26 protein-coding genes and 1 pseudogene are annotated in these 25,982 nt (G+C 57.3%); 22 read left to right on the top strand and 5 right to left on the bottom strand.

The window, feature by feature from the left end; all coding sequences use genetic code 11:
* Positions 1-70: 70 nt before the first annotated feature.
* Positions 71-721, bottom strand: coding sequence for a hypothetical protein (locus tag ACE4QZ_RS01595; RefSeq protein WP_410480364.1), 651 nt, complete (start codon positions 719-721; stop codon positions 71-73).
* 153 nt (positions 722-874) lie between these two features.
* Here ACE4QZ_RS01595 and ACE4QZ_RS01590 point away from each other — a divergent pair, with 153 nt between their 5' ends.
* The 13 genes from ACE4QZ_RS01590 (at position 875) to ACE4QZ_RS01530 (ending at position 9,886) form a co-directional block, all read left to right on the top strand.
* A complete protein-coding gene (locus ACE4QZ_RS01590; protein WP_410480363.1) occupies positions 875-1,147 on the top strand; it encodes a hypothetical protein in 273 nt (90 codons plus the stop codon).
* Between the two features lie 44 nt (positions 1,148-1,191).
* Positions 1,192-1,467, top strand: coding sequence for a hypothetical protein (locus ACE4QZ_RS01585; RefSeq protein ID WP_410480362.1), 276 nt, complete (start codon positions 1,192-1,194; stop codon positions 1,465-1,467).
* 247 nt (positions 1,468-1,714) lie between these two features.
* A complete protein-coding gene (locus ACE4QZ_RS01580; RefSeq protein ID WP_410480361.1) occupies positions 1,715-2,014 on the top strand; it encodes a hypothetical protein in 300 nt (99 codons plus the stop codon).
* A 192-nt stretch (positions 2,015-2,206) separates the two neighbouring features.
* The gene (locus tag ACE4QZ_RS01575) at positions 2,207-2,452 is read left to right on the top strand and encodes a hypothetical protein (protein ID WP_410480360.1); all 246 of its coding nucleotides are present in this window, start codon (positions 2,207-2,209) and stop codon (positions 2,450-2,452) included.
* 601 nt (positions 2,453-3,053) lie between these two features.
* Complete coding sequence (locus ACE4QZ_RS01570) at positions 3,054-3,929, top strand: SprT-like domain-containing protein (protein ID WP_410480359.1); 876 nt, start codon at positions 3,054-3,056, stop codon at positions 3,927-3,929.
* Between the two features lie 55 nt (positions 3,930-3,984).
* Complete coding sequence (locus ACE4QZ_RS01565; protein WP_410480358.1) at positions 3,985-4,482, top strand: hypothetical protein; 498 nt, start codon at positions 3,985-3,987, stop codon at positions 4,480-4,482.
* A 108-nt stretch (positions 4,483-4,590) separates the two neighbouring features.
* The gene (locus ACE4QZ_RS01560; protein WP_410480357.1) at positions 4,591-5,097 is read left to right on the top strand and encodes a hypothetical protein; all 507 of its coding nucleotides are present in this window, start codon (positions 4,591-4,593) and stop codon (positions 5,095-5,097) included.
* A gap of 250 nt (positions 5,098-5,347) precedes the next feature.
* Positions 5,348-5,752 (top strand): TraR/DksA family transcriptional regulator, encoded by a 405-nt coding sequence (locus ACE4QZ_RS01555; protein ID WP_410480356.1) that lies wholly within the window; start codon positions 5,348-5,350, stop codon positions 5,750-5,752.
* 50 nt (positions 5,753-5,802) lie between these two features.
* Positions 5,803-6,129, top strand: a complete 327-nt coding sequence (locus ACE4QZ_RS01550) for an Arc family DNA-binding protein (protein WP_410480355.1) — start codon at positions 5,803-5,805, stop codon at positions 6,127-6,129.
* 12 nt (positions 6,130-6,141) lie between these two features.
* Positions 6,142-6,921, top strand: coding sequence for a hypothetical protein (locus tag ACE4QZ_RS01545; protein WP_410480354.1), 780 nt, complete (start codon positions 6,142-6,144; stop codon positions 6,919-6,921).
* A 111-nt stretch (positions 6,922-7,032) separates the two neighbouring features.
* Positions 7,033-7,953, top strand: coding sequence for a recombination-associated protein RdgC (gene rdgC / locus ACE4QZ_RS01540; RefSeq protein WP_137162099.1), 921 nt, complete (start codon positions 7,033-7,035; stop codon positions 7,951-7,953).
* 167 nt (positions 7,954-8,120) lie between these two features.
* Positions 8,121-8,588 (top strand): hypothetical protein, encoded by a 468-nt coding sequence (locus tag ACE4QZ_RS01535; RefSeq protein WP_410480353.1) that lies wholly within the window; start codon positions 8,121-8,123, stop codon positions 8,586-8,588.
* 135 nt (positions 8,589-8,723) lie between these two features.
* Positions 8,724-9,886 (top strand): IS3 family transposase gene (locus tag ACE4QZ_RS01530; RefSeq protein WP_410480352.1). Its coding sequence is split into 2 segments (ribosomal slippage): positions 8,724-8,979 and positions 8,979-9,886, totalling 1,164 coding nucleotides; the frame shifts between segments, so codons are not numbered across the junction.
* Between the two features lie 150 nt (positions 9,887-10,036).
* Here ACE4QZ_RS01530 and ACE4QZ_RS01525 read toward each other — a convergent pair.
* Positions 10,037-10,255, bottom strand: a complete 219-nt coding sequence (locus ACE4QZ_RS01525; protein WP_410480351.1) for a helix-turn-helix domain-containing protein — start codon at positions 10,253-10,255, stop codon at positions 10,037-10,039.
* 104 nt (positions 10,256-10,359) lie between these two features.
* Between ACE4QZ_RS01525 and ACE4QZ_RS01520 the strand changes: the two genes are divergently transcribed.
* The 3 genes and pseudogenes from ACE4QZ_RS01520 to ACE4QZ_RS01510 all read left to right on the top strand — a co-directional run bounded on the left by ACE4QZ_RS01520 (position 10,360) and on the right by ACE4QZ_RS01510 (position 12,675).
* Positions 10,360-10,932, top strand: a complete 573-nt coding sequence (locus ACE4QZ_RS01520) for a hypothetical protein (RefSeq protein ID WP_410480350.1) — start codon at positions 10,360-10,362, stop codon at positions 10,930-10,932.
* Positions 10,929-11,966 (top strand): annotated as a pseudogene (locus ACE4QZ_RS01515) (DEAD/DEAH box helicase); the annotation flags it as partial. The gene ACE4QZ_RS01520 and the pseudogene ACE4QZ_RS01515, both read left to right, overlap by 4 nt.
* A gap of 499 nt (positions 11,967-12,465) precedes the next feature.
* Positions 12,466-12,675 carry a hypothetical protein gene (locus ACE4QZ_RS01510; protein ID WP_410480349.1) on the top strand — a complete coding sequence of 70 codons (210 nt, stop codon included), beginning with the start codon at positions 12,466-12,468 and terminating at the stop codon, positions 12,673-12,675.
* A gap of 392 nt (positions 12,676-13,067) precedes the next feature.
* Here the strand turns inward: ACE4QZ_RS01510 and istB are convergent, their stop codons facing one another.
* From istB to ACE4QZ_RS01495, 3 genes are all read right to left on the bottom strand, one after another.
* A complete protein-coding gene (gene istB / locus ACE4QZ_RS01505; protein WP_410480348.1) occupies positions 13,068-13,811 on the bottom strand; it encodes an IS21-like element helper ATPase IstB in 744 nt (247 codons plus the stop codon).
* Positions 13,808-15,358 (bottom strand): IS21 family transposase, encoded by a 1,551-nt coding sequence (gene istA / locus ACE4QZ_RS01500; protein WP_410480347.1) that lies wholly within the window; start codon positions 15,356-15,358, stop codon positions 13,808-13,810. Before istA ends, istB begins: the two co-directional genes overlap by 4 nt.
* A gap of 260 nt (positions 15,359-15,618) precedes the next feature.
* Positions 15,619-15,909, bottom strand: a complete 291-nt coding sequence (locus tag ACE4QZ_RS01495; RefSeq protein WP_410480346.1) for a hypothetical protein — start codon at positions 15,907-15,909, stop codon at positions 15,619-15,621.
* Positions 15,910-16,021: 112 nt separating this feature from the next.
* On the opposite strand from ACE4QZ_RS01495, the gene ACE4QZ_RS01490 reads away from it, so the two are divergent.
* The 6 genes from ACE4QZ_RS01490 to glyA all read left to right on the top strand — a co-directional run bounded on the left by ACE4QZ_RS01490 (position 16,022) and on the right by glyA (position 25,958).
* On the top strand, positions 16,022-17,062 hold the full coding sequence (locus ACE4QZ_RS01490) for a hypothetical protein (RefSeq protein WP_410480345.1): 1,041 nt from the start codon (positions 16,022-16,024) through the stop codon (positions 17,060-17,062).
* A gap of 916 nt (positions 17,063-17,978) precedes the next feature.
* The gene (gene cycA, locus ACE4QZ_RS01485; RefSeq protein ID WP_410480471.1) at positions 17,979-19,406 is read left to right on the top strand and encodes a D-serine/D-alanine/glycine transporter; all 1,428 of its coding nucleotides are present in this window, start codon (positions 17,979-17,981) and stop codon (positions 19,404-19,406) included.
* Positions 19,407-19,568: 162 nt separating this feature from the next.
* On the top strand, positions 19,569-21,101 hold the full coding sequence (locus ACE4QZ_RS01480) for a sigma-54-dependent transcriptional regulator (protein ID WP_410480344.1): 1,533 nt from the start codon (positions 19,569-19,571) through the stop codon (positions 21,099-21,101).
* A 267-nt stretch (positions 21,102-21,368) separates the two neighbouring features.
* On the top strand, positions 21,369-21,746 hold the full coding sequence (gene gcvH, locus ACE4QZ_RS01475; RefSeq protein ID WP_410480343.1) for a glycine cleavage system protein GcvH: 378 nt from the start codon (positions 21,369-21,371) through the stop codon (positions 21,744-21,746).
* A gap of 14 nt (positions 21,747-21,760) precedes the next feature.
* Positions 21,761-24,631, top strand: a complete 2,871-nt coding sequence (gene gcvP / locus ACE4QZ_RS01470) for an aminomethyl-transferring glycine dehydrogenase (RefSeq protein WP_410480342.1) — start codon at positions 21,761-21,763, stop codon at positions 24,629-24,631.
* A gap of 73 nt (positions 24,632-24,704) precedes the next feature.
* Entirely contained in the window at positions 24,705-25,958 is a 1,254-nt protein-coding gene (gene glyA / locus ACE4QZ_RS01465) for a serine hydroxymethyltransferase (protein WP_410480341.1), read from the top strand.
* The last annotated feature ends 24 nt before the right edge of the window (positions 25,959-25,982 follow it).

The raw sequence follows: 25,982 nt of genomic DNA, 5'->3' as shown, positions 1-25,982 counted from the left end.
CTCTGGCCAATAAAAACCCCAGGCGAACCCGGGGTATGGTGGAGCGTTCGTTTAGGGGAGCGTGGTGGTGCTATTTACCAACCGCAGCCAGGTCGCGAGGACGAAGCAGGCGCACGGCATAGGTGCCGCTGACTACGTCGTCAACTCGGGCTGCGAAACGGCTAGTGCCCGCTTCTACAGCCTCTGTCGAGCAGTCTGGGGTGAAGGTCGCAGTGGTTGTGCTCAGCACATTGTTGCCCTCGCTGTAATATTCAGCGAGCAGGCGCCTGGCGCCGTTATCCCCGGCTTGCAGGTATGCGATTGCCTCTTTGATGCCGACCGCTGTTTGGTACTGCTTTTTGGCCACACCAGAGGTGCAGTTGAAGCTCAGGTCGTCGACGATCAGCCAACCTTGAGATCCCAGCCGGTCAGCAATAAGCGTTTTCAGCGCGTCGGAATCCTCTGCCGCGGTCACCGGTGAAGTTTCAGTCGGCTCACCTGGTAGGTGTTTTGCGTCGAGCCGGTGCGCCAGGTCCTCGGTCACCAAGAAATGCGTGGAGCCAAATGTACGGACGACACCACGCCCTTCGATTGGGGACTCCAAGCGATCGGGCAGGGGTCTGGTGTCGCGAATCTCTACACCCTCTCCGGTCTGAGAGATGCGCACGATGCACGCCATCTTGACGATGGTACGCGCAAGTTCCGGGGTCAAGCAGGTCGCTACTTTCACGAGTGTTGTCATGGTTTCTCTCCTGAGGAATTGAACATCGTGCTCAGGGATGAGTTACATGGCAGAACAAGGACGCTGGCGCTCGCCGGCACATCCGTTACACGTGTGCGTGAGCCATCTCCATGGGCAAGTTCAACCAGATTTCCCTTCTGAGGAGTGCCACCCATGAGCAGCAACAAAACCGTCCCTGTCGCCGAGTACCGCCGTGCCTACGACCGTCTCCACCGCAAGGTCAATGACTACCATGCCTGCTGCAGTGCCGGTGAGGTTTCCCATTGGAAAGAGATGACCCAACGTGTTTTGACTGAGGTCTCGAACATTTCGTGCTCGCGTGCGAAACCTGATGATGTCGAAAACATGGCCAAAGCGCGTGCGAGGGTCGAGGGCTACCTGGCCGCAGCCGACGAGCGAATCGAGGCCTACAAACGCGCTGCGTGACGTTGTCAACACGAGCAAAAAGTGATTATTGGCGGATGAGCAGTATGGAATACCTTCAATACACGCCGGCGCCGTCGGCACGCAGTGCTGATGTTCGCCGCATACGTGCGGCATTGGCGAATGCAGGCTACATGGCCAGCGAGAACGATATCGAGCGGCTGTGGGATGACTACAGCTTCGCGAGACGCTTTTACAAGGCAGGTTGGTTTGATTTGCCCCAGGACGATGAGCAACTGCTGGAGATTCTGCTTGTTGGGTTCAAGGTGAAGCCTGTCCCCTACGACGATGACGATTCTATCCAGTGGCCTTCGCACTGGTAGTACCTTCCGCCAGGCCTGGTCCCCTAACGCTGCACCACCCCGTTCTGCTCACGCAGATCGGGGTTTTTTACACCTGCGCTTCCTGCTCAGGAAGGTATTGTCAGGAAGGCGCAACTCAAAGAGCCTGCGGCGATCGGCTGCTGATACCCGCAGCTTCGCCCGCGGGAGCTGCCGTCTGGGGCGGCTTATCAGGTGTTGTTGGCCATTCCTAGCTATACGGCCAACCCACTCCTTGAGGAAGAACCCAATGCAAACAATGCCCGTGACCATCGCCATGCTGCGCAACATTGCACCCGTTTCAGTGGGCGCCAGCCAGTTCAACGGAAAGCAAGTGTTCAAAGCCTACTCGAAGACCGAGGACCGCTATTTTGAGCTGCGCGGTGACGCTTCAACCAGCGATCACTACGCTGCACTGGTTGCCGAGTTCGGCGACGCAATCAGCAAGCCTGCGGCAGATCATGATGTCGAGCAATGTACCCGGTGCTTCACCGATCTTGAAGTATTCCAGATTGGCCTTTGCGACGACTGCCAGGCACTCGGATGCTGAACCAATAACGTTTCATCCACCCGGCTCACGAGGCCGGGTTTTTTTGTGCCCCACTGAAGAGGGCAGGCTGTTCCCAGTTGATTATTATTGTCCTATAGTTTAAAAATGCCTCTTCTCTCCGCGCTTGCGTGGTAGCGTACGAAGGTGAGGGTGGACTCTCGACCAGCCTTCGACATCAAATTTTTCGAGTGCATGAATTTGGAAAACGAAGTTCAACTGAAACAGCCGCTGTTGACCCCGGCAGAGTTCAAAGCTGAGTACAAGGCCCGCGGCTGGAATGGCCGCCAGCTTGCCATCCGCTGGGATAAGACGGCTGTGTGGATCAGCAAAGTGGTCAACGACCTTGACCGTGATCCGCACTGGGATGACGCGGTCCGCGGCTTGCCAAATATTGTGATCCCCAAGAAGCCCAGGGCGAAAAAGTCAAAGGCGGATTGAGCGGTGCCGCCACCGGGAAGCAAGCAATTTTGGTCGCTGGCTCGTTGTTGTCTTGGAAAAATGAAAGTCGAATGAGGCGTATGTAATTGCGTTCCGCATCTCCCTGAGTCATGCAACGCAAGCCTCAGGAGATTGCAAATGGGAACACTCAACTCGACCCCCACTGGTCCGGAGATGCCTCTCAAATTGTGGGGAGGAGAACAAGGCCAGCGGCTGCGTCGCGCCCAAGCACGTCACGAGAGAATGGTAGCCAAGGCGATCAACGGCAACGTATCTAGCCGCCGTCTTAAACAATTGGTCATGCGCTATGACCGGATACTTCTCGCCGCCGTAAAGCTCGTGCCTAGGTAGCAATGAAGATAGCGACCATCAAGAAGCCTCAGCCCAAGTGCTGAGGTTTTTTTTGCCCGCGGAAAGGCGATCGGCGCATCTGCAGAGAGCCGGTGAGCTGGCTCCTCAATCTAATTTGTGCGTTTACGATACATAACGCGTACGTGTAATATCTGCGGCTTCTGTCCAGGAGCCCGCCCCCAGCCATGCATACACCTTCCTCTGCTCGTGAAACCCAGCTGAACCAGGTGCTGCCAGAGGCTGAAGCCTGATGCTCCCCGTCGACGAACTGAAGGCGGTCAGGGCCCGTGTCACAGAGTGCCTGGGGCTGGCGGCGTCTCATCTTTCCCGTGACATTCCAGAGATACCGGTCCTGTTTAACCTCACTGGTAAATCCGGTGGCATGTTCAGGTACCGCAAAGACAAAGGGTCTGGCCGGTGCTACGACCTGCAATTCCGGTTTAACCGCATCTTGGCGCGAGAGAATCTCTCAGAGTACCTCGATCAAATCTGTCCGCATGAGGTCGCCCACTATGTCACTCACCTGGTATGGGGGGCTGAGGTCGATCCGCACGGGGCCGAATGGACCCAGATTATGGTTGAGGTGTTCAAGGTCCAGGCCGACAGATGTCACCAGCTTGACACATCGAGATCTGTAAAGAGGGAGTTCCTGTACCAGTGCGGGTGTGAAGGTAGAACATTCCGGTTATCGACCAAAAGGCACAACCGCATGGTCAGGCAGACGGCCCTATACAACTGCAATGCTTGCGGTCAGCTCCTGGCTTTCATCCGAGAGGCTGATAAGGCTGCGGCCCAGGTCATCTCAAAGCTGTTCATTAGCACCCCGGGCCCCGCGATCGACAGCGCTCAAGCTGACCGGATCGCCAAGCTCATCATTGATCACCAGGTGAACCAGGTCGTCATTGACTGCTTAATCACGGGTGAACGCCACCGCAAGCTGTTGAGCAAGAAATTGAATGTCCCGTTGGCCTCGGTGACCAGGCATCCGACCCCCGACACCCTGCCAGGCGGGGTGACTCACGCGATCGTCTTCGGCGATGGCCATGACGAGCGTCAAGGGCGCGTAGCCAAGGCTTTCGAGCAGCGAGGGGTGAAGGTGCGGATGGTGCGAGCAGGTGTTGGCTGAAGTGGCGGTTATGAGAGCGCCCATTACCCCTGAAGCAATTTGCGTAGAGCCCCCCATGCGTCATACCGAACCTACCCAGCAACACCCCGATGCCGCAGATACTTTCCGCCTGAAAGCATTCCGAGTCGTTACCGGCGAACTGTTCGCTGCAGCCAATGCGCAGCATGCGCTCGACATGGCCAAATCGCACCTCTCACAACCCCAGCTCAGCCTACGTGACGTCGTCGCGGCGAACCACTGGGACTGGGTGGTAGCGGATGAGAATGGCGCTGAGCTCGCCGCTGGCGCTTCGGCGCTACTCGCCCGGGCTACCGCACCGGGCTTGCTTGGTCGCTGCAGAACAGACCATTCGTACCAGACCGTGTTTGTCGAAGATCTGAGCGGACGAAGCTTGGAATGGGCCATGCGTGAAGCGAGCTTCAAGGCTTTTGGTTTCATGATGAGCGCTGAGCCTGGCTGCCCAGTCGCACCTCAGAGGGAGGCCGTACGGCGGTGGCTTGGGGATGTCGTGAGCGTCCCTGCAGATCACATCCGGAACGATCAAGCGGCGTGAGCCTTTTGCATGCCGGCGCCATGCACCTAGCGCTAGGGGAGAGGCCGTCATACATGTCCGTGTGGGCCATCTCCAGGTACAAACTTAACGCACATGAGGTGCCGCACCATGACTAACCCAAACCAAGCAGTAGCAGTCTCCACTGAAGGCCGTGTACCAGCTGATTGGAAGGCTCCTGACTTCTACCAGCCGTTGGATCTTCTGCAGGCCAAGCTGGCGTTCCAATTCGGCGATTTCGCTCATCTCATGCTTAGTCAGTTCGAAAAAGCGACGACGGCATACATGGGCCGCGATTTGTCTCAGGCTCAGTTCCCCCGGACTGGCGAGGAGGCGATGATCGAGCTTGAGGTTCGAGCTCAAACCCTGCAGTGGGTTGTTGAAATGGCGGGCCTGACAGGGAAAGCTGCTGACTACGCCGCCAACCGCTATCACGAGGACACCGCGTTCCTGCTGGTCTACTCGATGCCAAACGAGGGTGCGCTTCAAACATTCCGCTGTGGTGGTGGTAGCCCGGGCGCCGCTCTTGCTCAATTCGCGCAGCAGAATCCAGATCGGGTTCATCTCGTGCAGGAAATCTACGTGGACAAACGAAGCCTTCAGCCGGCAGCGGCTTAACGATTCACCCAAACCCCACCGCTTAGGCGTTGGGGTTTTTTTACGCCTGCAGGAAGCTCTGGAGACCGGGTCATATTTATTTTTTCAGCATGCATAACACGTATGTGTAATTTGCTTGTTGTGCGTTTCGGATACTGCCAGTAATATCGGTGCGTGTGAAAATGACAGCATGGTGACATCAAGCAGCCGTTTCTCTAGACGAAACGCTGGCGCCAGGCACATTGACCCAACCAATCACGAGGCCCAATCGATGACCCCTCAGGAACTGCTGCAACAGCCCGACGACCAGTACATGAACCCTGAGCAAGTAGCGTTCTTCAAAAACCTGCTGGCGAACGAAAGTGCTACAGCCATGGGGCGCATCGAGCAGCTGCGCGTCGATCTGACGGGCTTGGAGAAAGCCCCTGATGAAGTGGACGCCGCACTGATCGAACAAGAGCGCCAGTCCATCCTGGGCAGCATCGAGCGTGAAAACCAAAGTGTGCGCGATATCAAGCTGGCCATGTCTGCGATTGCAGACGGTAGTTACGGCTGGTGCGAAGACACCGGTGAGCCGATTGGTCTCCGTCGCTTGCTCTCAAATCCTCGATCGCTCCTGACTGTCGAGGCCAAGGAGAGCCGCGAGAACAAATCCCGGCACCTTCGCGCTGCGTAATCACCATTTACCTGTAATGCCGCCAGCCCGTCATAGTGAGGTTAATCCCCATGCCCAAGTCCCAATCCCTGCCCGTCAAGTCTTCCCGCACAGCTGACAAATTTGTGGTCCGTCTGCCTGACGGCATGCGCGAGCAGATCGCTGATATCGCGAAAGGCAATCACCGCAGCATGAACTCCGAAATCATCGCCCGCCTGGACTTGAGCATCGAGCAGGATAAGCATGGCGACCTGACGGTGCGCACACTGGCGCAGGTTACCCGGCGTTGTGAGGAGCTGGAGCAAGAGCTGGCGCAGATCAGGGCAGCTCAGGGTAACGAAACACCGAAGGCAGGTCTGCAGCAGCTGCCGCGACTGTCGATCGCCAGCGCGCAGTGAAGGACGACCGCCATGGGGAACCTGCTTGATGTAGCTCCTGGCGCAACTGGCGCTGGCACCGCCGACATTGCGGCGTTGCTCTTGAAGGCCGCCCAGCGCTATTTCTACTTGCGTGGCCCTGCCCTCCGAACCGGGAAAGCCAATACCCCAATGGTACGTATCGGCATCGACGCGCTGTTGAGCGGCGAATCGCTCGATGCTGAGGTCGACCGGGCCATGATCGAGGCGCATGCCGCGGGGCTCAGTGTTCCACCAGGAGCCAGCGGCCATGCCGGCAGCCTTCAGTTCTCAGCGGCAGAAGCGGCGTTTTTGCGAAAGCTGCTCGTAGCGCCACAATCAGCGCAGGCGGCCCAACTCTTGAAGTACGCAACCGCGGTAGGGGTGCGTGACACCGCGAATCTCTTTGCCAACTACATCGCGTACATGAACTCTCCGATGCCCTGGCTGCAGCAGACGGCCATTGAAAGCCCTCTCGCAACTTTCAGCCGCTCACCGTCCAACCGTTTTGAAAATGCGCCTACTGAGCGCCAGCGGGCCAGTACGCGCCGCATCTGGTCACAGGCGGTACCCGAAAGTGCCGGCCATTTTTGGAACTGGAGCGGGAAGGAGGGCATCGATGCCTCCTTGTTGGTGGTCAGCTGGTCGTCGGACTTAGGCAAGTTCTGCGTAGAAGGTGCACCTGGTACATCGCGACCGATCAGTTGTGAGGAGTGGGGAGGATGGTGGGCAGGGCTTGACCGGCCTAACCCATCCCAAGAGATCGATTGCCTCCGCTACGCGGCTGCCGGCTGATCGACAGCTCACACTACCGGCAGATATCACTCAGCTGCTTCAACCTCAATTACTCAAGATTGCGCTCATAAGGGCGCTGTCATCACCGACATCACCTAACAAGGCATGACCATGTGGTTTAAGAATCTGACCGTTTACCGCCTGACCCAAGATATTGAATTCGCCGCGGATACGCTCCAAGCCGCCCTGGCGTCGAAGCCGGCACGGCCGTGCGGTTCGCAAGAGCTGGTCACCTATGGCTTCATCGCGCCGCTGGGCAAGGGGGAGGATGCTCCACTCGTTCACCAGAGCGGGAATTTCTTTCTGATCAGTGCTCGGAAGGAAGAGCGCATCCTGCCGGCAAGCGTGGTCAATGATGCTGTGAAGGAGAAGGTCGAGGAGATCGAGAGCGCCCAGCAGCGCAAGGTCTATAAGAAAGAGCGTGACCAGATCAAGGACGAAACGATCCAGGCCATGCTGCCGAAGGCGTTTATTCGTCGGGGTGTGATCACAGCGGCCATCGCGCCCAAGCTCGGGCTGATCATCGTCAACAATGCGAGCGCCAAACGTGCAGAGGATCTGCTCTCCACGCTCCGTGAAGTAATGGGGTCCCTGCCGGTGCGCCCGGTGACTGTGAAGATCGCCCCGAGCGCGACCCTCACTGACTGGCTCAAAACCGGCCAGGCGAGCGAAGGGTTCCATGTCCTGGACGAATGTGAACTGCACGACACCCATGACGAGGGCGGATCGGTTCGTTGCAAGCGGCAGGATCTCACCAGCGACGAAATCAAAAATCACCTGGCCACTGGCAAGGTCGCGACCAAGCTGTCGCTGGCCTGGCAGGACAAATTGTCTTTCGTCCTGGATGACAAGCTTGTGATCAGGCGCGTGAAGTTCGAAGAGCTGCTTCAGGAGCAGGCTGCCCAGGATGGGGGAGAAGATGCCCTGGCCCAGGCTGACGCCACGTTCGTGTTGATGATGATGACCTTCGCCGAATTCCTCCCAGCTCTGTATGAGGCGCTGGGTGGGGAGGAAGTGCCGGCGTCCATCTGAATCAAGCAGGACATCAAGCCTCCGCCGTGGCGGGGGCTTTTTTTTGCACGAAAAAAGTATGGAGACTTGTTCCGCATTCCAGGTGTGTACGGACAACCAGTTTGTCATTTCCCCGATCGGGCTCAGTCCCCGTCAGGGGAGCTGTGTCGACCACTTGGAGCAGCACAATGACCACCATCATCAACGCAAAAATTGGCGAATCGAAAGGCGTTTCACGTGTCTTCATGGAGGGCCGTCACCTGCTGACAGCGGGTGTTCAGATTGGAAAAAAATACTCGATTAAGTCTGACAAGGTTGCCCGACGTCTAGAACTAATTGAGGTTCAATCCGGCTTTGCCGGGAAGTGCATCAGCGTTTCAAAACGAGAGCGTAATGGGATTGTTCATCCAGTAATCGATCTGCGATCTGAGCAAATTCGTGAAGTCTTTGAAGATGATCATAAGGTCCGGGTTGCGATTCGTCGTGGCCGGATTGTGATCACTGCACTGCAGATTCAAACCAAGATCCGCGAGCGCCTCAAGCGCATGAAGGATAAGTTGGAGCGAGGTGCAAAGCTCGCAGTTGCGAGCATCTTTCACGGCGGGGGTATCGCGGATAAAGCAGTTCACCGTTTCTGGAGCTGTGCTAACTGTTAGATGTCGTTTATCTGCTGTAAATCAACCAGTTATCGAAACTAACTTTTTTGCAGCATTTTGTGAGGGAGTGCTGTAGTGGTCTAATGAAACCGGACACCCATTTAGGCGAGAATGCTCGCCATAGAGAGGTGTCCGATGACCAAGCAACGTCGTTCCTTTACGCCCGAGTTCAAACGCGAAGCTGCCAGTCTGGTGCTCGACCAGGGCTACAGCCATATCGAAGCAGCCCGTTCGCTTGGGCTGGTGGAGTCGGCCCTGCGTCGATGGGTCAACCAGCTTCAGGAAGAGCGAAACGGTGTGACTCCGACCAGTAAAGCGCTGACGCCCGAACAGCAGAAAATCCAAGAGCTGGAAGCTCGGATCAATCGCCTGGAACGGGAAAAAAGTATATTAAAAAAGGCCACCGCGCTCTTGATGGCCGAGGAACACGAGCGTTCGCGTTAATTGATCAGCTTCGTTCTGAAGAGCCTGTTGATCTATTGTGCTCGGTATTCGAAGTCACCCGATCCTGCTATTACGCGCACTGTCGCAAGCACCGATCTCCAGACGTTAAGCAGCTGATTTTGCGCAGCCGCGTGAATGAGCTGTTCACCCAAAGCCGCAGCGCGGCGGGCAGCCGAAGCATCATGTTCATGATGCGCGAGGACGGCATAGCGATTGGGCGATTCAAGGTGCGCAAGCTGATGAGCGAGATGAAGTTGATCAGCAAGCAACCCGGCTCACATGCCTACAAAAAGGCGACGGTGGAGCGGCCTGATATCCCGAACGTGCTGGATAGAGAGTTCACCGTGTCGGCACCAAATGAGGTCTGGTGCGGGGACATCACGTATGTCTGGGCTCAGAGTCGCTGGCACTATGTGGCGGCCGTGATCGATCTGTTCGCCCGCCGCGTGGTGGGCTGGGCGTTTTCATCGAAGCCAGATGCCGACCTGGTGATCAAGGCCTTGGACATGGCTTATGAACAGCGTGGCCGGCCTGAGAATGTACTGTTTCACAGCGACCAAGGAAGCCAATACAGCAGCCGAAGCTTCCGTCAGCGGCTGTGGCGTTATCGCTTCAAGCAGAGCATGAGTCGGCGTGGAAACTGCCACGATAATGCACCGATGGAACGGTTGTTTCGCAGCCTGAAAACGGAATGGGTACCGACCGTGGGCTATATGAGTGCTTCGCTGGCACAGCAGGATATTGGTCGGTTTCTGATGCAGCGCTACAACTGGCAGCGACCGCATCAGTTCAACAGCGGGCTGGCGCCCGCTGTTGCCGAAGAAAAACTTAACGCAGTGTCCGGGATTAGTTGACCACTACATGCCTAAAAATGTCGCAGAGTAAGGGTAGGCGCAGGCTTAGTGTGATCGGAGCGCTGAGTTAGCACGCGTTTTACCACCCGCCCACCCTCGGGAGAGGTGATGCTTTTCTATCTCATATAAGAAATGATGCTGTCATTTAGCTTATCTCGCCAAGCGGGGTAAAAGCGTATGGGGCTGGCATTTGAGATGTAAGGCTATTCGATAGAGCTTTTCGATGGTGAGGTTCACCTCACCTCTCTCTATGCGGCCCATGTAGCTACGATCTATCCCGCAGGCGAACGCGAGAGCGTCTTGGGACAACCCAATCAAAACCCTTCTCTCACGGATTTTCTGCCCGAGATCCTTTGCCAGAGCCTGCATAACCGCCTCGATTCATCAAGGCGGAACTATCCGTCGTTTACTGAGCACTGGGCGACGGATTATAATCCGTATTTCGCCCGCTTTCCGTTGCAGTGGTTGCCTGTATGAAACCAGCTACATTCAAGCTAGACAGGCGTGTCTTCGAGCTGCTCAAGGATGAAGACTTTCAGCTATTTACGATCCGTGCGCTGAGGGATGCCTACGCCCGTCAGCTACATGGGCCGGTTAACGATGTAGAGCTATGGCGCTACATCTACGATCAGGTTCAACGTTTGAAGCGCGTAGGATGGGTTCAGCAAGATCCCATACGCCGTAGGCGCGACCAGCTTTTCCGCGTGCAGGACCAGCCCGCTGCTCTCAATCTTTCTCTCGTACGCCAGCGTTTCTCCACGGCCCGCGTTGATGCATTGAGCGAGGAGGGGACCGGAGTGGTTCAGCCGCTTGTACATTCGGAGGTTTGTCCGACGCGGCGGTTGGAATCGCTTGCGAAAGAGATCCGCTTAGACATGCTCACCGCATTGGGGGAGGCCGAGCGCTATAAGCAGCTGTTCACTGAAATGCCAGTGCTTAGGGCTCGAGTTGAAGATGACTACATCGAGGCGCGGGATCGCAGTTCTCGTTTGCTCGGACATCTTCGGGCGATTGAGAACACGCTGAAGATGCTGGTAGCTGCATGATAGCTTTGCGCGTGTGGCAAGACGCTTGTGTATCAGCTGCGTTGGAGCATTATCAGACATCGTCGCATTTCTTTTGCCAGGCCACTCCGGGTGCCGGCAAGAGCAGGATGGCCGCCGAGGTTGCAAGGTGCTTATTCCAAGCGGATCTCATTGATCTTGTGCTCTGCTTTGCGCCATCCTGCCAAGTCGTTGATGGCTTGCAAAAGACGTTTTCTACAGTACTGGGCAGGTCTTTCGATGGACGCCTTGGATCGCTCGGTGTCGCCTCCACTTACCAAGCAATGGATCACCGCGATGCTTCATTTTGGCAGTTGGTTGATGACTACAGAGTGCTCGCGGTATTCGATGAAATTCACCATTGCGCTGGGCACGATCCGCTGTTGAGTAACGCTTGGGGACAAGTCATCCTTCAACGTTTGCAAGACCAGGCGGCCTATACTCTTGCGCTATCAGGCACTCCATGGCGATCCGATGATAGGGCAATTGCCTTGGCTCGATATTCAGACCCCGAAGGGCGGCTCGTCAGTGATTTTCGTTATGGTCTGAAGGAGGCCATAGCTGACAAGGTGTGCCGCTCACCGCGCATAGTCGTCATCGACAACAGCGCTGTCAGGCTCACAGAGCTTGTAGACGATACGCCGATCGTTACCGTTTACCCAAGCATCGCTCAGCTCTTGAACGAGTCGCCCATTACCTTTGAGGACCTACTCACTCACCATGACATGGTCGAGAAGGTTGTCGATTTGGGCTGCAGCCGTTTGGACGAAATTCGCTACAAAATTCCTGATGCAGGTGGTTTGGTGGTTGCGACGAACATTCGTCATGCCAACCAGATCGCTGCAGTGTTCAGGTCGAGGGGCGAGGAGTGTTTAGTGGTCACGACGCGGACACCCGGGGCGCAGCAGTTGATAAAATATTTTCGAGAAGGGCTGGGGAAGTGGATCATCGCTGTCGGAATGATCAGCGAGGGTACTGACATTCCTCGATTGCAGGTGTGCTGCTATCTGAGCCGCATTCGTACCGAGCTGCATTACCTGGGTAATTGCATCGACTTGACCACCTGTTTGCATTCCCGTTGACCAGGCATTTGCATTCCCACTGACCACCCATTTGCATTCGCACTGACCAGCAGTTGCATTGGCACTGACCAGCGATGGATGACGTATCACCTCGACCAAAAGCATCGTGGACGCTCGAGCACCTCCGCGAGCGATAACGCGCTGCGGGCAAACCAGCGGAACGAGCCTGGCAGTATTATTGGGCAAGTCGTAAGCTGCATTCGCGGAGTACCTCTGAGCATTGCGTTATGGCCGAAGGGGCTATGGGGTCATTTCGGTGCGAGTTCATGAAAGCTGCCTGAGAAGGCTGTGGAATGTACTGGGCACCTCTCCTATGGCTGAGGCCTATAGCGACGGTACTGCCGGCTAAAAAGACAGCACGAGAATTCTTAAAACGTTCTTCCTGACCCAAAGCTCACAGATCGTCAGGATGATCAGCGAGACGTTTTGACAAGCATCAGGGGAGTCAGAGTCTGTGACCATCGCCCAAACAAAAAAATTGATCAGCACCCGTAGCGAGGAAAATGCCAACCGGCTTTTGAGTGCTGGATGGACACTTCTCCTGGTGGCAGATCGTTCTGAAGGCAAGCACCAATGGCTGGTCTATCAATTGGGATGGCAACGTGAGGGCGAGCCAGCGGATATCACCTTCACAGGTGTCGAGCCGGGGCCTGACCCATTCTAATTACTCTCAAATTTTAACCGCTCAGCCTCGGGCGATCTTTAATCGGCAACGAAAATACGATCCCAATCTCGTGCTATCAATGTCCGACACGCGGCCGTTGAGCCACCGAACCAGCTTCGCGACACCGTCTCCATGGTCACTTCTGCGATATAGCGAATCGATTCTCCATTTTCATCGAGCAAGCCCCCCACCCCCCTCAACAAAGTGTGTCCTACCGCAATGTCATAAGCCGAAACTGTGTAGCATGGGATAGCAGGACTGACTTTCCATTAAAAACAATCAGTTGCATGCAATTGACCAAAGGTCTTGCATTCGACTTGACCAATTGCATTGCCACTGACCACTGATTGCATTCGACTTGACCACCCGGTTTGCCGGCGGAGGTGGATGCGTCATCGCTTCCGGCTTCTCGCCTTGCGCATTGACTCACCCTTAAGCTCGATGAAGTGAGATTTGTGCAAGATCCGGTCAAGAATCGCGTCTGCGATAGTTGGGTCGGTGAACAGGTCGTACCATTTCGCCGTCGGATACTGGCTGGTGATGAGTAACGAACCGTTTTGTGATTGCTGATCAATGACATCCAGCAGAAAAGGGCCTAGCTGCGCATCGATGCCCCCGATGCCCAAATCATCGATGATTAACAATTGAGCTCGGATCAGTTGCCTTCGAAGCTTTGGCAACGTGTGGTCCGCGTACGAAAGAGATATCTCTTCAAAAAGTTTTGTAGCAGTTCGATAAGTCGTGTGAAAACCGAGGCGACATGCTTGGTTTCCAAATGCGCATCCAAGCCAGGTTTTTCCGGTACCGGTTGCTCCTGTGATGATGATGTTCTGTCGCCGCCTCAACCACTCACATTCTCCCAGTGTCATAACTGTATTGCGGTCGAGGCCTCGGCTAGCCTTAAACTCTATGGTTTCCAAGGTCGCCTCCGATTCGCGGAGCCTGGCCGACTTGAGTAATCGCTCAACTTTTCTGGTCGCACGCTCACTAGCTTCCGCCTCCATCATCAACCCAAGCCTCTGGTCGAATGGCTGCTTTTGAAGGTTTGGCTGCTCAAGCTGCCGCTCGTAAGCCGTTGCCATGCCATTCAATCCGAGTTCAAGTAAACCCTGAGCGGTGTTTAGGACTGGTTTCATACAGGTTCATCTCCTTGCGAGGCATAGTACTGGGCGCCGCGAATATTCGAATGCTCGATCATTGGCGTTAAAACTTTGACCGGACGGCGAAGGTCAGAGTCATTTCGTAAAATGGCCCGCAGGCGTTCAGAACTCAGGGTATTGAGGGAGTTAGCGTAGGCGCAGGCCGATTCCAATCGAGAAGGTGGGATTTGTTCTTTGCGGACGTCCCGCCGCAGGGAAATAATCGCCCTGAGACCTGTAGCAAAATCTCGTCGATCCTCAAGATTTTTCTGAACAAAATACAAAGTTGCCGGACCGATGCCTTCCGCCCATGACAAAAGAACTGCCGGTTGCGAATCCTGGAACTGGCAGTGGTTCGGTGCTAAATGCTCACGCAGTGTGCTGACACCCCGGTCCTTCTCAATACGATGGGTACTGATTATTTGTCGTTGAAAGGTGACCTCAAGCCACTCAGCATTTACACGCATATCCACGACCTGATTGGCATAATGATACGGTACCGAGTAGTTGTGACCATTGAATTCGACGTGGTAGTCGCCCCCCACACGAATGTGATAAACCCATTGGCTATAGTTGTAGCGCCTTTCTGGTAGAGGTTGCAGCGCCGGAACATCAATCTCTCGGAAACGGTTCAGGCGGCTTTTAGGGTAAGTGCGAGTGACCCGTTCATTCAGGACTTTCATCCAGCGATCAATTTGCTCGTTAAGCTCTTCAATTGAAAAGAATGACTGTTTTCTAAGTCTTGCTAGCACAAAGCGCTGGACGATTTGAACGCCAATCTCACCGAGGGACTTGTCTTTAGGCTTGCGGGGCCTCGCTGGGGTGATCATGGTTCCATAGTGTTCAGAAAGCTCAGCGTAGGCTCTGTTTAAAATGACCTGGTCGCGAGTTGTTTTAAGTACCGCAGCCTTTAAGTTGTCAGGCACAACAAACCGCGGTACTCCTTCAAAAAATTCGAAGGCGCGAACGTGACACAACAGCCAATCTTGAGTCGTCTGACTCGCGACGGCCGTAGCGAAAAGGTAGCCAGAGCCACCCAGGGTGGCGACGAAAATCTGAGCGTGCGCAGTAGTCCCCTGAACCGGGTCCACAATGGGCATAGTGCGTCCACAAAAGTCGACAAACATCTTGTCGCCGGGCAGGTGCACCTGTCTCATGCTGACTTTCTGTGTTTTTAGCCAGCTGCGATAAAGCCGTGTGAATTGAGCATACGAGACCCCTTCAGGCTCGTTCTCTCTGAACTCCTGCCACAGGAGATCCAAGGTCATATCGGGCAAGCGTAGCTGTTCGTGAATCTCCAGCCACTGAGGAATTACTTTCCTGCGGGCCGCCCCCCGCTTATCGATGCCAAGCCGCACCGCAAACGCTTGGTTATCGAGAGCCCTAAGGCTCTCCCAGGTCTCGCCGCATTGGTTGAGCTGATCGCGGATGCTTCGAACGGTGTTGTGCGAGACCTTTGTTAACCGGGCGATGGCTCTATGGGGCAATTGGCTCTCAGACGCGAGACGCAGAATCTCGCGCAGGGTTTCTATGGGTAACCTCATGTTCTCTCCCCGCGACAGGCATGGGAATGCCCTCACAAATCGCGTCGTGTGAAATTTGCAGATGAACGGGGTTTGGCCGGCTTGACGCCGAACGCGGAGGAACACAGAATGGGCATGTCATGGAGTCGAAACCGGACATAACCAAAAAAAGCCTGGGGCGCCAACCCCGGGCTTTTTTGTGCTCCTGAACCACCGAGTTTCGGTTCAGTCACGTCTCATTTTGCTTCCTCCTTTCGCTATCGCAATCATGGCCGAGGGCGCTATTGAGCTTCTTCTTGCAGGCTTTCGGCCAGTGGCACTGGAGCTGTACAGCGTTGTTTTGCAATCCAGGTTGCGACCTCTTTGGACAGCGCGAATGACCCACGGCGGTTTGGCACGGCAAACAGCGGGACCTCAATTCGTCCTCGCTGCTTTGCCTTGCGGAAAGCCTCTTGTGACTTGTACCCAAGCTCCCGCCATAGCGCCGTACTCCCAAGCATCAAGCCATAACGGTCTACAAGTTCGACCTCCAGTTCGGAGGCAAGGGTGTCTATCTCGATATGTTCATGCATGACGCTGCTGGTCCTGTGTAGTCACACTTCATGTTAATAAACAGGCTCCTTGCCTTCCAGCCGTAAGACTTCTACATTTTTTACGGTACAGGGTCACTGGAAGATTCAGTAAGTGTCTGATTTCAATAGAATCAAACAGCTTTACCTGACGTTTTCACATGAAATGCGGGAACATTTTGATGAAAAAAAACCAATTTTGCGGGAGTCCATTGAGGCAATCCGTTTGCGCTACTGGTACGAGGGTCTGAAGCAACGTACTTCCTTGCACACTGCGTACGAGCTTGAAAGGCACTTTGAAAAAGAATCTTTTCAGAGAAACAGCAATGGCACTATTCGTCACTACCGCAGTAAATGGTCGCGGTATGAGCAAAGTATCCATACGCCCAAGTCCAAGACGCTAAAGCGAGTAGAGTTGCTTGCGCCCGGATCCACACGAGAAATCGACCACCCACTTTGGCGGATTCTGAAACTCACGGATCCAGGAGAGATTGACGCTGAGATGATTTTGAGGACGTTGAGCTTCGACGTTCAGGAAATTATTTTTGTTTGTTCGTTTTCAGGTTTATCTTCCTATTCCAATAGAAAACCCATTACACAAAGGGTCCTAGACCAGCTTGAGCGTCGAGCCAGCTTGGACTGTTTGACTTGTTTAATTTGTTTGCTCCTGGAAGCTTCCAGCCAGAAGCGCGCTGTGCTTTCTACAAAAATCGCTCTCACCGTGCATAACGTAATCTTGATGATGGGGATTGAACTTTATGCTCGAAAGGTTGCACTTCCCCTTTTGGATATACTGATTGAGCGTATATTGCCGCTCGGCGTCATGCCTCATCTAAAGATGTGGATGATTAGTAGCGACTATATTCACGCATCTGCCCACCTTAACTTGATGGTCTATCAGACCAAGCGAGGGAACAAGAGGGTCTTGAGCTGGCCGCAACGTGCTAAATTGATGTATCGACTGATTCACGGCTACATGGGGCTCGACGTTCAATATGCGATGGCGCCGCAATTTGAATTAAACGACAAGGTCGGTGATATTCCGGAAGAGCTAATCAACAAATTCAATAAAGCTTCGAGTCTTAGAAATTGGGCCTGGGATAGTATTGTCGAGGGGCGATCGGAGCCTATGCCTCCGGCGGAATTGTTCGTTTGAAACCCCAGCCCCCAATAAACCTCATCCGAAGGTTTGATTCCTCTTGACAATTCATGTGCCATTTTTTCAGGTGTCCACATTCCATAAACTGTGGACACCAACAATCGGCCCAACTGAATTAGTCAACCTTTATATAGGTTCGGCCATCCAAGGGTGGCTCGCGGAAAATCAGAGCACTGACGGATCTAGCCAAGCGGTATTTGGCACGCTTTGGCCATCAATTCGCGCCCATCCCAGGTACTCGAGGATAGGTAGAACATTATTTACTACTCGGTGCTGCCGGCGATCCCTCGCGCCACGGCGCATAAACCTCTTTCGAGCGGATTTCGGTTGTTTGACTCGATACGGGAGGGCATTGCTGCACTTGCATCGACAGCGTGTAGATTGGTTAGCGTACGAACAAAGGCTTCGACTGGCTTCCTTGACGAACTACTGCACTGCTCCCGCGCCATCGCCGCGCAGAAATAACCGCATCGGGGGCCTGGCGTCGGCATCACCCGGTAAGCCCTGGCTAGACCGGACTGACGGGTCGAAAGCGTTCCATCGGAGCGATATCGCTCCGTTGGGCCGGGAGGCACGGTTTACGACCTCTACGTTCTGATTAACGCCCCGGGAACCACTTTTTCCGGAACGATTTCATTACACCGGGAAAAGAACACCTGTGCGTAAACGGGCACTTCAGCGGTATTTCCGCGTCTGGCATAGCCCTTGCTAATACCCTTCTGTCCGGCCCGATAAGCAAGTTGTTTGTTGGGTTGTAGGACCACGAGCAAGACGAGGAGGAATCTTGGAGATAGCACATATTAATTCGGACTTCAATCCAGATATCGGAATTTTTCCGATATAGCCGCCAAGCACTTTGTGTTTGAACTTGTGAATCTTATAAAAACAATTCAACTTGCAAGGTAAAAGAACAATGAAACATTCGACTCCTGGTCACCGTCCGCCTGATAGTGAAGAACACGAACTCAAACGCAATCTGTCCAATCGCCATATCCAGTTGATCGCCATCGGCGGTGCAATAGGCACCGGCCTGTTTATGGGTTCTGGCAAGACCATCAGTCTGGCCGGCCCCTCGATCATCTTCGTCTACATGATCATTGGCTTCATGCTGTTCTTCGTCATGCGGGCCATGGGCGAGTTGCTACTGTCCAACCTCAAGTACAAGTCTTTCATCGATTTCTCGGCCGATCTCCTGGGACCCTGGGCCGGTTTTTTCACCGGATGGACCTACTGGTTCTGCTGGATAGTCACCGGCATTGCAGACGTTATCGCCATATCCGCCTATTCACACTTCTGGTTCCCGGATATCCCTCAATGGTTACCGGCACTCAGCTGCGTTGGCCTGTTGCTGTCGCTCAACCTGATTACCGTGAAGATGTTCGGCGAACTGGAGTTCTGGTTCGCCATGATCAAGATCGTGGCCATTTGCGCCCTGGTCTGCACCGGGCTTTACATGGTGGTCGCGGCCTATCAGTCGCCTGCCGGCAACGTCGCGTCCCTGGCCAACCTATGGAATGACGGCGGGATGTTCCCCCACGGCGCCATGGGATTCTTCGCCGGCTTCCAGATCGCTATCTTCGCCTTCGCCGGGATTGAACTGGTGGGCACGACCGCCGCAGAAACCAAGAACCCGGAGCACAATCTTCCGCGGGCGATCAATTCCATTCCGCTGCGCATCATCGTGTTCTATGTGTTCGCGCTGATTGCCATCATGGCCGTTACCCCGTGGCGCGAAGTCGTTGCCGACAAGAGTCCTTTCGTCGAACTCTTTGTGCTGGCCGGCCTGCCGGCAGCTGCGGGGATCATCAACTTCGTGGTGCTCACCTCCGCGGCTTCTTCCGCCAATAGCGGTGTCTTTTCAACCAGCCGCATGCTTTTCGGCCTGGCGCTGGATGGCGATGCACCCGGCAAGTTCAAAGTTCTGTCCAAGCGCGCAGTGCCCTCCAACGGACTGATCTTTTCCTGTGTTTGCCTGTTGTCGGGTGCGCTGGTGATCTACCTTGTTCCGAACATGCTGGATGCCTTCACCCTGATCACCACGGTCTCGGCAATCCTGTTCATGTTCGTCTGGTCGATGATCCTGCTGTCCTACCTGGCGTATCGCAAGAAGCGCGATGGCCTGCATCGCTCATCGAATTACAAGATGCCGGGCGGAATAGTCATGACCTGGATCTGCCTGACCTTCTTCGCATTCATGGTTGCATTGCTGGCCCTGGAAGAAGACACCCGAACAGCATTGTTCTTCGTGCCTGTCTGGTTTGTAGTGCTGGGCTTGTCTTATCGATCTATCCGCCGGAGCAAGTCGGAGAGCGTGCACCTGTCATACGAAGCGGATCAGTAGCCACATTCACGGTATTGCTTTTGTCCAGGGGGACGGCACAGGGCGTGCCGTCCCCCTGTCGTTTTTTGACTGCAGGCTCCAAGTTCGGCAATGACTACCATGATACTGATGCAAGGCGCCCGAACCGCCGTGCCCACGGTATAACGACACGCAGGACCCGCCATGCGAATCCACGTCACCTTTATCGACCGCGTCGGCATTACCCAGGAAGTCCTGGCACTGCTGGGCGCGCGCAACCTCAATTTGGACGCGGTGGAAATGATCCCGCCCAACGTCTACATCGACGCCCCGACCCTGTCCCAGGCCGTGCTGGACGAGCTCCACGATGCCCTGCTGCGGGTGGCCGGCGTGCAGGCGGTGGAGCTGGTGGACATCCTCCCCGGCCAGCGCCGACGCCTGCAATTGGAGGCCTTGCTCGCTGCGATGAGCGATCCGGTGCTGGCGGTGGACCCCGGCGGCCATGTGCTGCTGGCCAACCCCACCCTGGTCGGCCTCTACGGTCGCGAGCCGGCAGGTGAGCCGTTGTCCAACCTGTTCGCCGAGCCGGACCTGGCGCAGACCCTGATTGATAGGGGCTTCCGCCTGCCCATGTGCGAGGTGAGCTTCCAGGGCCAGGCCCTGCTGCTGGACGCCACACCCATCAGCGGCGAGGCAGATGCGCTGGTGGGCGGCCTGCTCACCCTCTACCCGCCGAGCCGCATCGGCGAGCGCCTGGCCTCGCTGCTTCATGACCATGCCGAGGGGCTGGAGGCATTACTGGGCAAGTCGGCGGTGCTCAAGGATCTCAAGGCGCGCCTGCACAAGGTGGCCAGCCTGGATGCGCCGCTTTTGATCCAAGGCGAAACCGGCACTGGCAAGGAGCTGGTGGCCCGCGCCTGTCATGCCCTGAGCGCCCGGCGCGACGCGTCCTTCCTTGCGCTGAACTGCGCGGCGCTGCCAGAGAGCCTGGCCGAGAGCGAGCTGTTCGGTTACTCGGCCGGAGCCTTCACCGGCGCCCAGCGCGGCGGCAAGCCGGGTCTCCTGGAGCTGGCCGACGGCGGTACCGTGTTTCTCGACGAAGTGGGCGAGATGTCGCCTTACCTGCAGGCCAAGCTGCTGCGTTTTCTCAGCGACGGGAGCTTTCGCCGCGTCGGTGGCGACAGTGAGGTGCGGGTGAATGTGCGGGTACTCTGTGCCACTCACCGCAATCTGGAACGCATGGTGGCGGAAGGCAGCTTCCGCGAGGACCTCTACTACCGCCTCAACGTGCTCAACCTAATGGTGCCGCCCCTGCGCGAGCGCGGGCAGGACATCCTCCTGCTCGCCGAGCATTTCCTGCGCCAGGCCTGCGCACAGATCCAGCGTTCGCCTTGCCGACTGGCCCCGGCAACCCATCCGCTGCTGCTGAGCAATCGCTGGGCGGGCAACGTGCGCCAGTTGCAGAATGTGATCTTCCGTGCGGCGGCTATCAGCGAGGGAGATGTGATTGATTGCGACGGTCTGGAGCTGGCCGGCACGGTCTTGAGCAGCCAGCAGGCCGACGCGCTGGAAGTCACCAGCCTGGAAGCGGCGGTGCAGGGGTTCGAAAAGTCCCTGCTGGAGAAGTTCTACGCGGCCTATCCCTCGACCCGGCAACTGGCGGTGCGCCTGCAGACTTCCCATACCGCCATCGGCCAGCGCTTGCGCAAATACGGCATCGCCAATCGGTCTTCGTAACGAACCCGGTTCGATTGCGCTCCACTGGAGTGATTTTGCTCCAGTTGGGCGCAAGCCGCGCCGTTCGTTGGGTTCACCCGTAAACAGCTGCTGAAGGACTCTGCAGGTCGGAGCGATTTCGTTCCATGCGCACTCTTGAAAACAACAAAAAAGTACGTAACTTATTGATTAATAAGCATTTTAATTAATTGGCATTGCCCTTGCTTTTGTTCAGTCAGTCCCAATCAGTCCTGCACCGGGACCCACCTGATAACAAGAGGAAGATCCATGAGCACTCTGCGTTTTACCCACGAACATGAATGGCTGCGCCTGGAAGAGACCGGCGAGCTTACCGTCGGCATCACCACCTTTGCCCAGGAAGCCCTCGGTGACGTGGTGTTCGTGCAATTGCCTGAGCTGGGCCAATACGGTGAAGGGAATGAAGTCGCGGTGCTGGAATCGGTCAAGGCCGCCAGCAACATCAGCATGCCGCTGACCGGCGAAGTGGTGGCGGTCAACCAGGCCCTGGCCGACGACCCCGAGTTGGTCAATGCCTCGCCCATGCAGGCGGGCTGGTTCTTCCGCATCCGCGTGGCGAGCCTCGAAGCCCTCGACAGTTTGATGGACCAGGACGGTTACGACCGCTTCCTGGCCGATAACGCCTAAGCCAAGGTGCCGACATGACCAGAGCACATATCCCGCTGGGCACGGACAACGAGTTCATTGCCCGCCACATCGGCCCGCGCGAGGGCGATATCGACGCCATGCTGGCGCTGACCGGCCACGATTCGCTCGATGCGCTGATCGACAGCGTCATCCCCGACAGCATCAAGGGCACCAGCGTGCTCGAGCTGTCCAAGGGGCAGGGCGAGACCGAAGCCCTGGCCGCGATCAAGACCATCGCCGCGAAGAACGAGCTGTTTCGCAACCACATCGGCCAAGGCTATTTCCCTTGCCATACGCCGACGCCGATCCTGCGCAACCTGCTGGAAAACCCGGCCTGGTACACGGCGTACACGCCGTACCAGCCGGAGATTTCCCAGGGCCGCCTGGAAGCGCTGCTGAATTTCCAGACCCTGATCATCGACTTGACCGGGATGCAGATCGCTAACGCCTCCTTGCTCGATGAAGCCACCGCTGCCGCCGAGGCCATGACCTTCTGCAAGCGCCTGGCGAAGAACAAGGCCCCGGCCTTTTTCGTCTCCCGCCACTGCCACCCGCAAACCCTCGATGTGCTACGCACCCGCGCCGAGCCACTGGGCATCGAGGTGGTGATCGGCGAAGAGTCGGAGCTGGAGCAGGAAGGCCTCGACGGCTATTTCGGCCTGCTGCTGCAATACCCGGCCAGCACCGGCGATATCCCGGACCATCGTGCCTTGGTGCAGCGTGCTCACGAAGCCGGTGCATTGGTGGCCGTGGCCGCCGACCTGCTGGCCCTGACCTTGCTGGCAGCGCCCGGCGAGTTCGGCGCCGATGTAGTGTTGGGCAGTGCCCAGCGCTTCGGCGTGCCGCTGGGTTTTGGCGGCCCGCACGCGGCCTTCTTCGCCACCCGCGATGCCTTCAAGCGCGACATGCCGGGCCGTCTGGTCGGCGTGTCCATCGACCGCTTCGGCAAGCCGGCCCTGCGCCTGGCCATGCAGACCCGCGAACAACACATCCGTCGCGAAAAGGCCACCAGCAACATCTGCACCGCGCAAGTGCTGCTGGCCAATATTGCCAGCATGTACGCGGTCTATCACGGTCCGCAGGGCCTGGAGCAGATCGCCCGGCGCGTGCATCGCCTGACCTCGATCCTGGTGCAGGGTTTGCTGCAACTCGGCCATCAAGTCGAGCAGGAGCATTTCTTCGACACCGTCAGCGTCGTTACCGCCCGCCCGCTGGCCGATGTCCTGGCCGCTGCCAATGCGGCACGCCTCAACCTGCGTTTGATCGATGACGTGCGCGTCGGGCTGTCGCTGGATGAAACCTGCGAGCAGGCCAGCGTTGAGGCGCTGTGGGAAGTCTTCGCCGCGCCGGGCCAGATCCTGCCGGACTTCGACCAGCTTGCCGTCAGCACCGGTGACTGCCTGCCGTTGTCGCTGCTGCGCGAGACGCCGTTCCTGCAGCACGAAGTGTTCAACCGCTATCACTCCGAAACCGAGCTGATGCGTTACCTGCGCCGCCTGGCCGACAAGGACCTAGCCCTGGACCGCACCATGATCGCGCTGGGCTCGTGCACCATGAAGCTCAACGCCGCCAGCGAGATGATCCCGATCACCTGGCCCGAGTTCGGCGCCTTGCACCCCTTTGCCCCGGCCGGGCAGTCACTGGGTTACCGCGAGCTGACCGACGAGCTGGAAGCCATGCTCTGCGCCGCCACCGGTTACGACGCCATGTCCCTGCAGCCCAATGCCGGCTCCCAGGGCGAGTACGCCGGCCTGTTGGCCATCCGTGCTTACCACGCCAGCCGTGGCGAGGCCGGGCGTGATGTCTGCCTGATCCCGTCCTCGGCCCATGGCACCAACCCGGCCACCGCACAGATGGCCGGCATGCGTGTGGTCGTGGTCGATTGCGATGCCCGCGGCAACGTCGATGTGGCGGACCTGCAACGCAAGGCCGAGCAGCACAAGGATCGCCTGGCCGCGCTGATGATCACTTACCCCTCGACCCATGGCGTGTTCGAGGACGGCATCACCCGGATCTGCGACATCATCCATGCGCACGGCGGCCAGGTGTACCTGGACGGCGCCAACATGAACGCCATGGTCGGCCTCTGTGCACCGGGCAAGTTCGGCGGTGACGTGTCGCACTTGAACCTGCACAAGACCTTCTGCATCCCCCATGGCGGTGGCGGTCCGGGCGTCGGCCCGATCGGCGTCAAGGCGCACCTGGCGCCGTTCCTGCCTGGCCACGGCCACATGGAGCGCAAGGAAGGCGCGGTGTGCGCGGCGCCTTACGGCAGCGCGAGCATCCTGCCGATTACCTGGATGTACATCCGCATGATGGGCGGCGAAGGCCTCAAGCGTGCTTCGCAGTTGGCGATTCTCAGTGCCAACTACATCGCCCGGCGCCTGGAGGAGCACTACCCGGTGCTGTACACCGGCGAGAACGGCCTGGTCGCCCACGAATGCATCCTCGACCTGCGCCCGCTCAAGGACAGCAGCGGCATCAGCGTCGAGGACGTGGCCAAGCGTTTGATCGACTTCGGTTTCCACGCCCCGACCATGTCCTTCCCGGTGGCCGGGACCTTGATGGTCGAGCCGACCGAGAGCGAGTCCAAGGAGGAGCTGGACCGCTTCTGCGACGCGATGATCAGCATCCGCGAGGAAATCCGTGCGGTGGAAAACGGCACCCTGGACAAGGACGACAACCCGCTGAAGAACGCGCCGCATACCGCCGCCGAACTGGTCGGCGAATGGAACCACAGCTACAGCCGCGAGCTGGCGGTGTACCCGCTCACTTCGCTGCGCGAGAGCAAGTACTGGCCGCCGGTGGGACGCGTGGACAACGTCTACGGCGACCGCAACCTGGCCTGCGCCTGCCCACCCATGTCGATCTACCAGGAAGCCTGATGGTCTTGGCCCGGACGCGGTCCGGGCCTTGCCGCAGCCAAGTCTGTCACCCGAACAAGAAGGAAATACGAGCATGTTTCATAAAAGCGTGACCCTGTCCGATTTCGACCCTGCGCTGTTTGCTGCCATCAGCCGCGAAGCCCAACGCCAGGAAGATCACATCGAGCTGATTGCCTCGGAGAACTACACCAGCCCGCAGGTAATGCAGGCCCAGGGCACCGAGCTGACCAACAAGTATGCCGAGGGCTACCCGGGCAAGCGCTACTACGGTGGCTGCGAACACGTCGATGTGGTCGAGCAACTGGCCATCGATCGCGCCAAGCAGCTGTTCGGCGCAGGCTATGCCAACGTGCAGCCGCATTCCGGTTCCCAGGCCAACGCGGCGGTCTACCTGGCCCTGTTGCAGGCTGGCGATACCATTCTGGGCATGAGCCTGGCCCACGGCGGCCACCTGACCCACGGCGCCAAGGTCAGCTCATCCGGCAAGCTGTACAACGCCGTGCAATATGGGATCAACGGTGACGGCCTGATCGATTACGACGAGGTCGAGCGCCTGGCCGTTGAGCACAAGCCGAAGCTGATCGTGGCGGGTTTCTCGGCCTACTCCAAGACCCTGGACTTCCCGCGCTTCCGCGCCATCGCCGACAAGGTCGGTGCTTATCTGTTCGTCGACATGGCCCACGTCGCCGGTCTGGTCGCCGCCGGCCTGTATCCGAACCCGTTGCCGTACGCCGACGTGGTCACCACCACCACCCACAAGACCCTGCGCGGCCCACGCGGCGGGTTGATCCTGGCCAAGGCCGATCCGGACCTGGAGAAGAAGCTCAACTCGGCGGTGTTCCCCGGCGGGCAGGGCGGGCCGTTGATGCACGTGATCGCGGCCAAGGCCGTGTGCTTCAAGGAAGCGCTGGAGCCGGGCTTCAAGGAGTACCAGTTCCAGGTGATCAAGAATGCCCAGGCCATGGCGGAAATCTTCAAGCAGCGCGGCTACGACGTGGTCTCCGGTGGCACCGACAACCACCTGTTCCTGGTCAGCCTGATTCGTCAGGGCATTACCGGCAAGGACGCCGACTCCGCCCTCGGCCGCGCCCATATCACCGTGAACAAGAATGCTGTGCCCAACGACCCGCAGTCGCCGTTCGTGACCTCGGGCCTGCGCATCGGCACACCGGCAGTCACCACCCGAGGCTTCCAGGTGCCGGAATGCCGTGCCCTGGCAACCTGGATCTGCGACATCCTCGACCACCTTGGCGATGCCGATGTCGAGGCCCAGGTGGCCAAGCAGGTTGCCGGGCTTTGTGCGAGGTTCCCGGTTTACCCGGCCTGACCACAAGCAGGGTTTACCAAGAAG

Source organism: Pseudomonas sp. DCA-1 (assembly GCF_046523955.1).
GTDB lineage: Bacteria > Pseudomonadota > Gammaproteobacteria > Pseudomonadales > Pseudomonadaceae > Aquipseudomonas > Aquipseudomonas putida_Y.
Note: the sequence above shows the minus strand (reverse complement) of the source record. Positions and strands in the feature narration are given on the sequence as shown.

Excerpts from the sequence above, each read along its gene's own strand:
- ACE4QZ_RS01595 (WP_410480364.1), bottom strand. The coding sequence starts at position 721 with ATGACAACACTCGTGAAAGTAGCGACCTGCTTGACCCCGGAACTTGCG.
- ACE4QZ_RS01590 (WP_410480363.1), top strand. The coding sequence starts at position 875 with ATGAGCAGCAACAAAACCGTCCCTGTCGCCGAGTACCGCCGTGCCTAC.
- ACE4QZ_RS01585 (WP_410480362.1), top strand. The coding sequence starts at position 1,192 with ATGGAATACCTTCAATACACGCCGGCGCCGTCGGCACGCAGTGCTGAT.
- ACE4QZ_RS01580 (WP_410480361.1), top strand. The coding sequence starts at position 1,715 with ATGCAAACAATGCCCGTGACCATCGCCATGCTGCGCAACATTGCACCC.
- ACE4QZ_RS01575 (WP_410480360.1), top strand. The coding sequence starts at position 2,207 with ATGAATTTGGAAAACGAAGTTCAACTGAAACAGCCGCTGTTGACCCCG.
- ACE4QZ_RS01570 (WP_410480359.1), top strand. The coding sequence starts at position 3,054 with ATGCTCCCCGTCGACGAACTGAAGGCGGTCAGGGCCCGTGTCACAGAG.
- ACE4QZ_RS01565 (WP_410480358.1), top strand. The coding sequence starts at position 3,985 with ATGCGTCATACCGAACCTACCCAGCAACACCCCGATGCCGCAGATACT.
- ACE4QZ_RS01560 (WP_410480357.1), top strand. The coding sequence starts at position 4,591 with ATGACTAACCCAAACCAAGCAGTAGCAGTCTCCACTGAAGGCCGTGTA.
- ACE4QZ_RS01555 (WP_410480356.1), top strand. The coding sequence starts at position 5,348 with ATGACCCCTCAGGAACTGCTGCAACAGCCCGACGACCAGTACATGAAC.
- ACE4QZ_RS01550 (WP_410480355.1), top strand. The coding sequence starts at position 5,803 with ATGCCCAAGTCCCAATCCCTGCCCGTCAAGTCTTCCCGCACAGCTGAC.
- ACE4QZ_RS01545 (WP_410480354.1), top strand. The coding sequence starts at position 6,142 with ATGGGGAACCTGCTTGATGTAGCTCCTGGCGCAACTGGCGCTGGCACC.
- rdgC (WP_137162099.1), top strand. The coding sequence starts at position 7,033 with ATGTGGTTTAAGAATCTGACCGTTTACCGCCTGACCCAAGATATTGAA.
- ACE4QZ_RS01535 (WP_410480353.1), top strand. The coding sequence starts at position 8,121 with ATGACCACCATCATCAACGCAAAAATTGGCGAATCGAAAGGCGTTTCA.
- ACE4QZ_RS01525 (WP_410480351.1), bottom strand. The coding sequence starts at position 10,255 with ATGCAGGCTCTGGCAAAGGATCTCGGGCAGAAAATCCGTGAGAGAAGG.
- ACE4QZ_RS01520 (WP_410480350.1), top strand. The coding sequence starts at position 10,360 with ATGAAACCAGCTACATTCAAGCTAGACAGGCGTGTCTTCGAGCTGCTC.
- istB (WP_410480348.1), bottom strand. The coding sequence starts at position 13,811 with ATGAAACCAGTCCTAAACACCGCTCAGGGTTTACTTGAACTCGGATTG.
- istA (WP_410480347.1), bottom strand. The coding sequence starts at position 15,358 with ATGAGGTTACCCATAGAAACCCTGCGCGAGATTCTGCGTCTCGCGTCT.
- ACE4QZ_RS01495 (WP_410480346.1), bottom strand. The coding sequence starts at position 15,909 with ATGCATGAACATATCGAGATAGACACCCTTGCCTCCGAACTGGAGGTC.
- cycA (WP_410480471.1), top strand. The coding sequence starts at position 17,979 with ATGAAACATTCGACTCCTGGTCACCGTCCGCCTGATAGTGAAGAACAC.
- ACE4QZ_RS01480 (WP_410480344.1), top strand. The coding sequence starts at position 19,569 with ATGCGAATCCACGTCACCTTTATCGACCGCGTCGGCATTACCCAGGAA.
- gcvH (WP_410480343.1), top strand. The coding sequence starts at position 21,369 with ATGAGCACTCTGCGTTTTACCCACGAACATGAATGGCTGCGCCTGGAA.
- gcvP (WP_410480342.1), top strand. The coding sequence starts at position 21,761 with ATGACCAGAGCACATATCCCGCTGGGCACGGACAACGAGTTCATTGCC.
- glyA (WP_410480341.1), top strand. The coding sequence starts at position 24,705 with ATGTTTCATAAAAGCGTGACCCTGTCCGATTTCGACCCTGCGCTGTTT.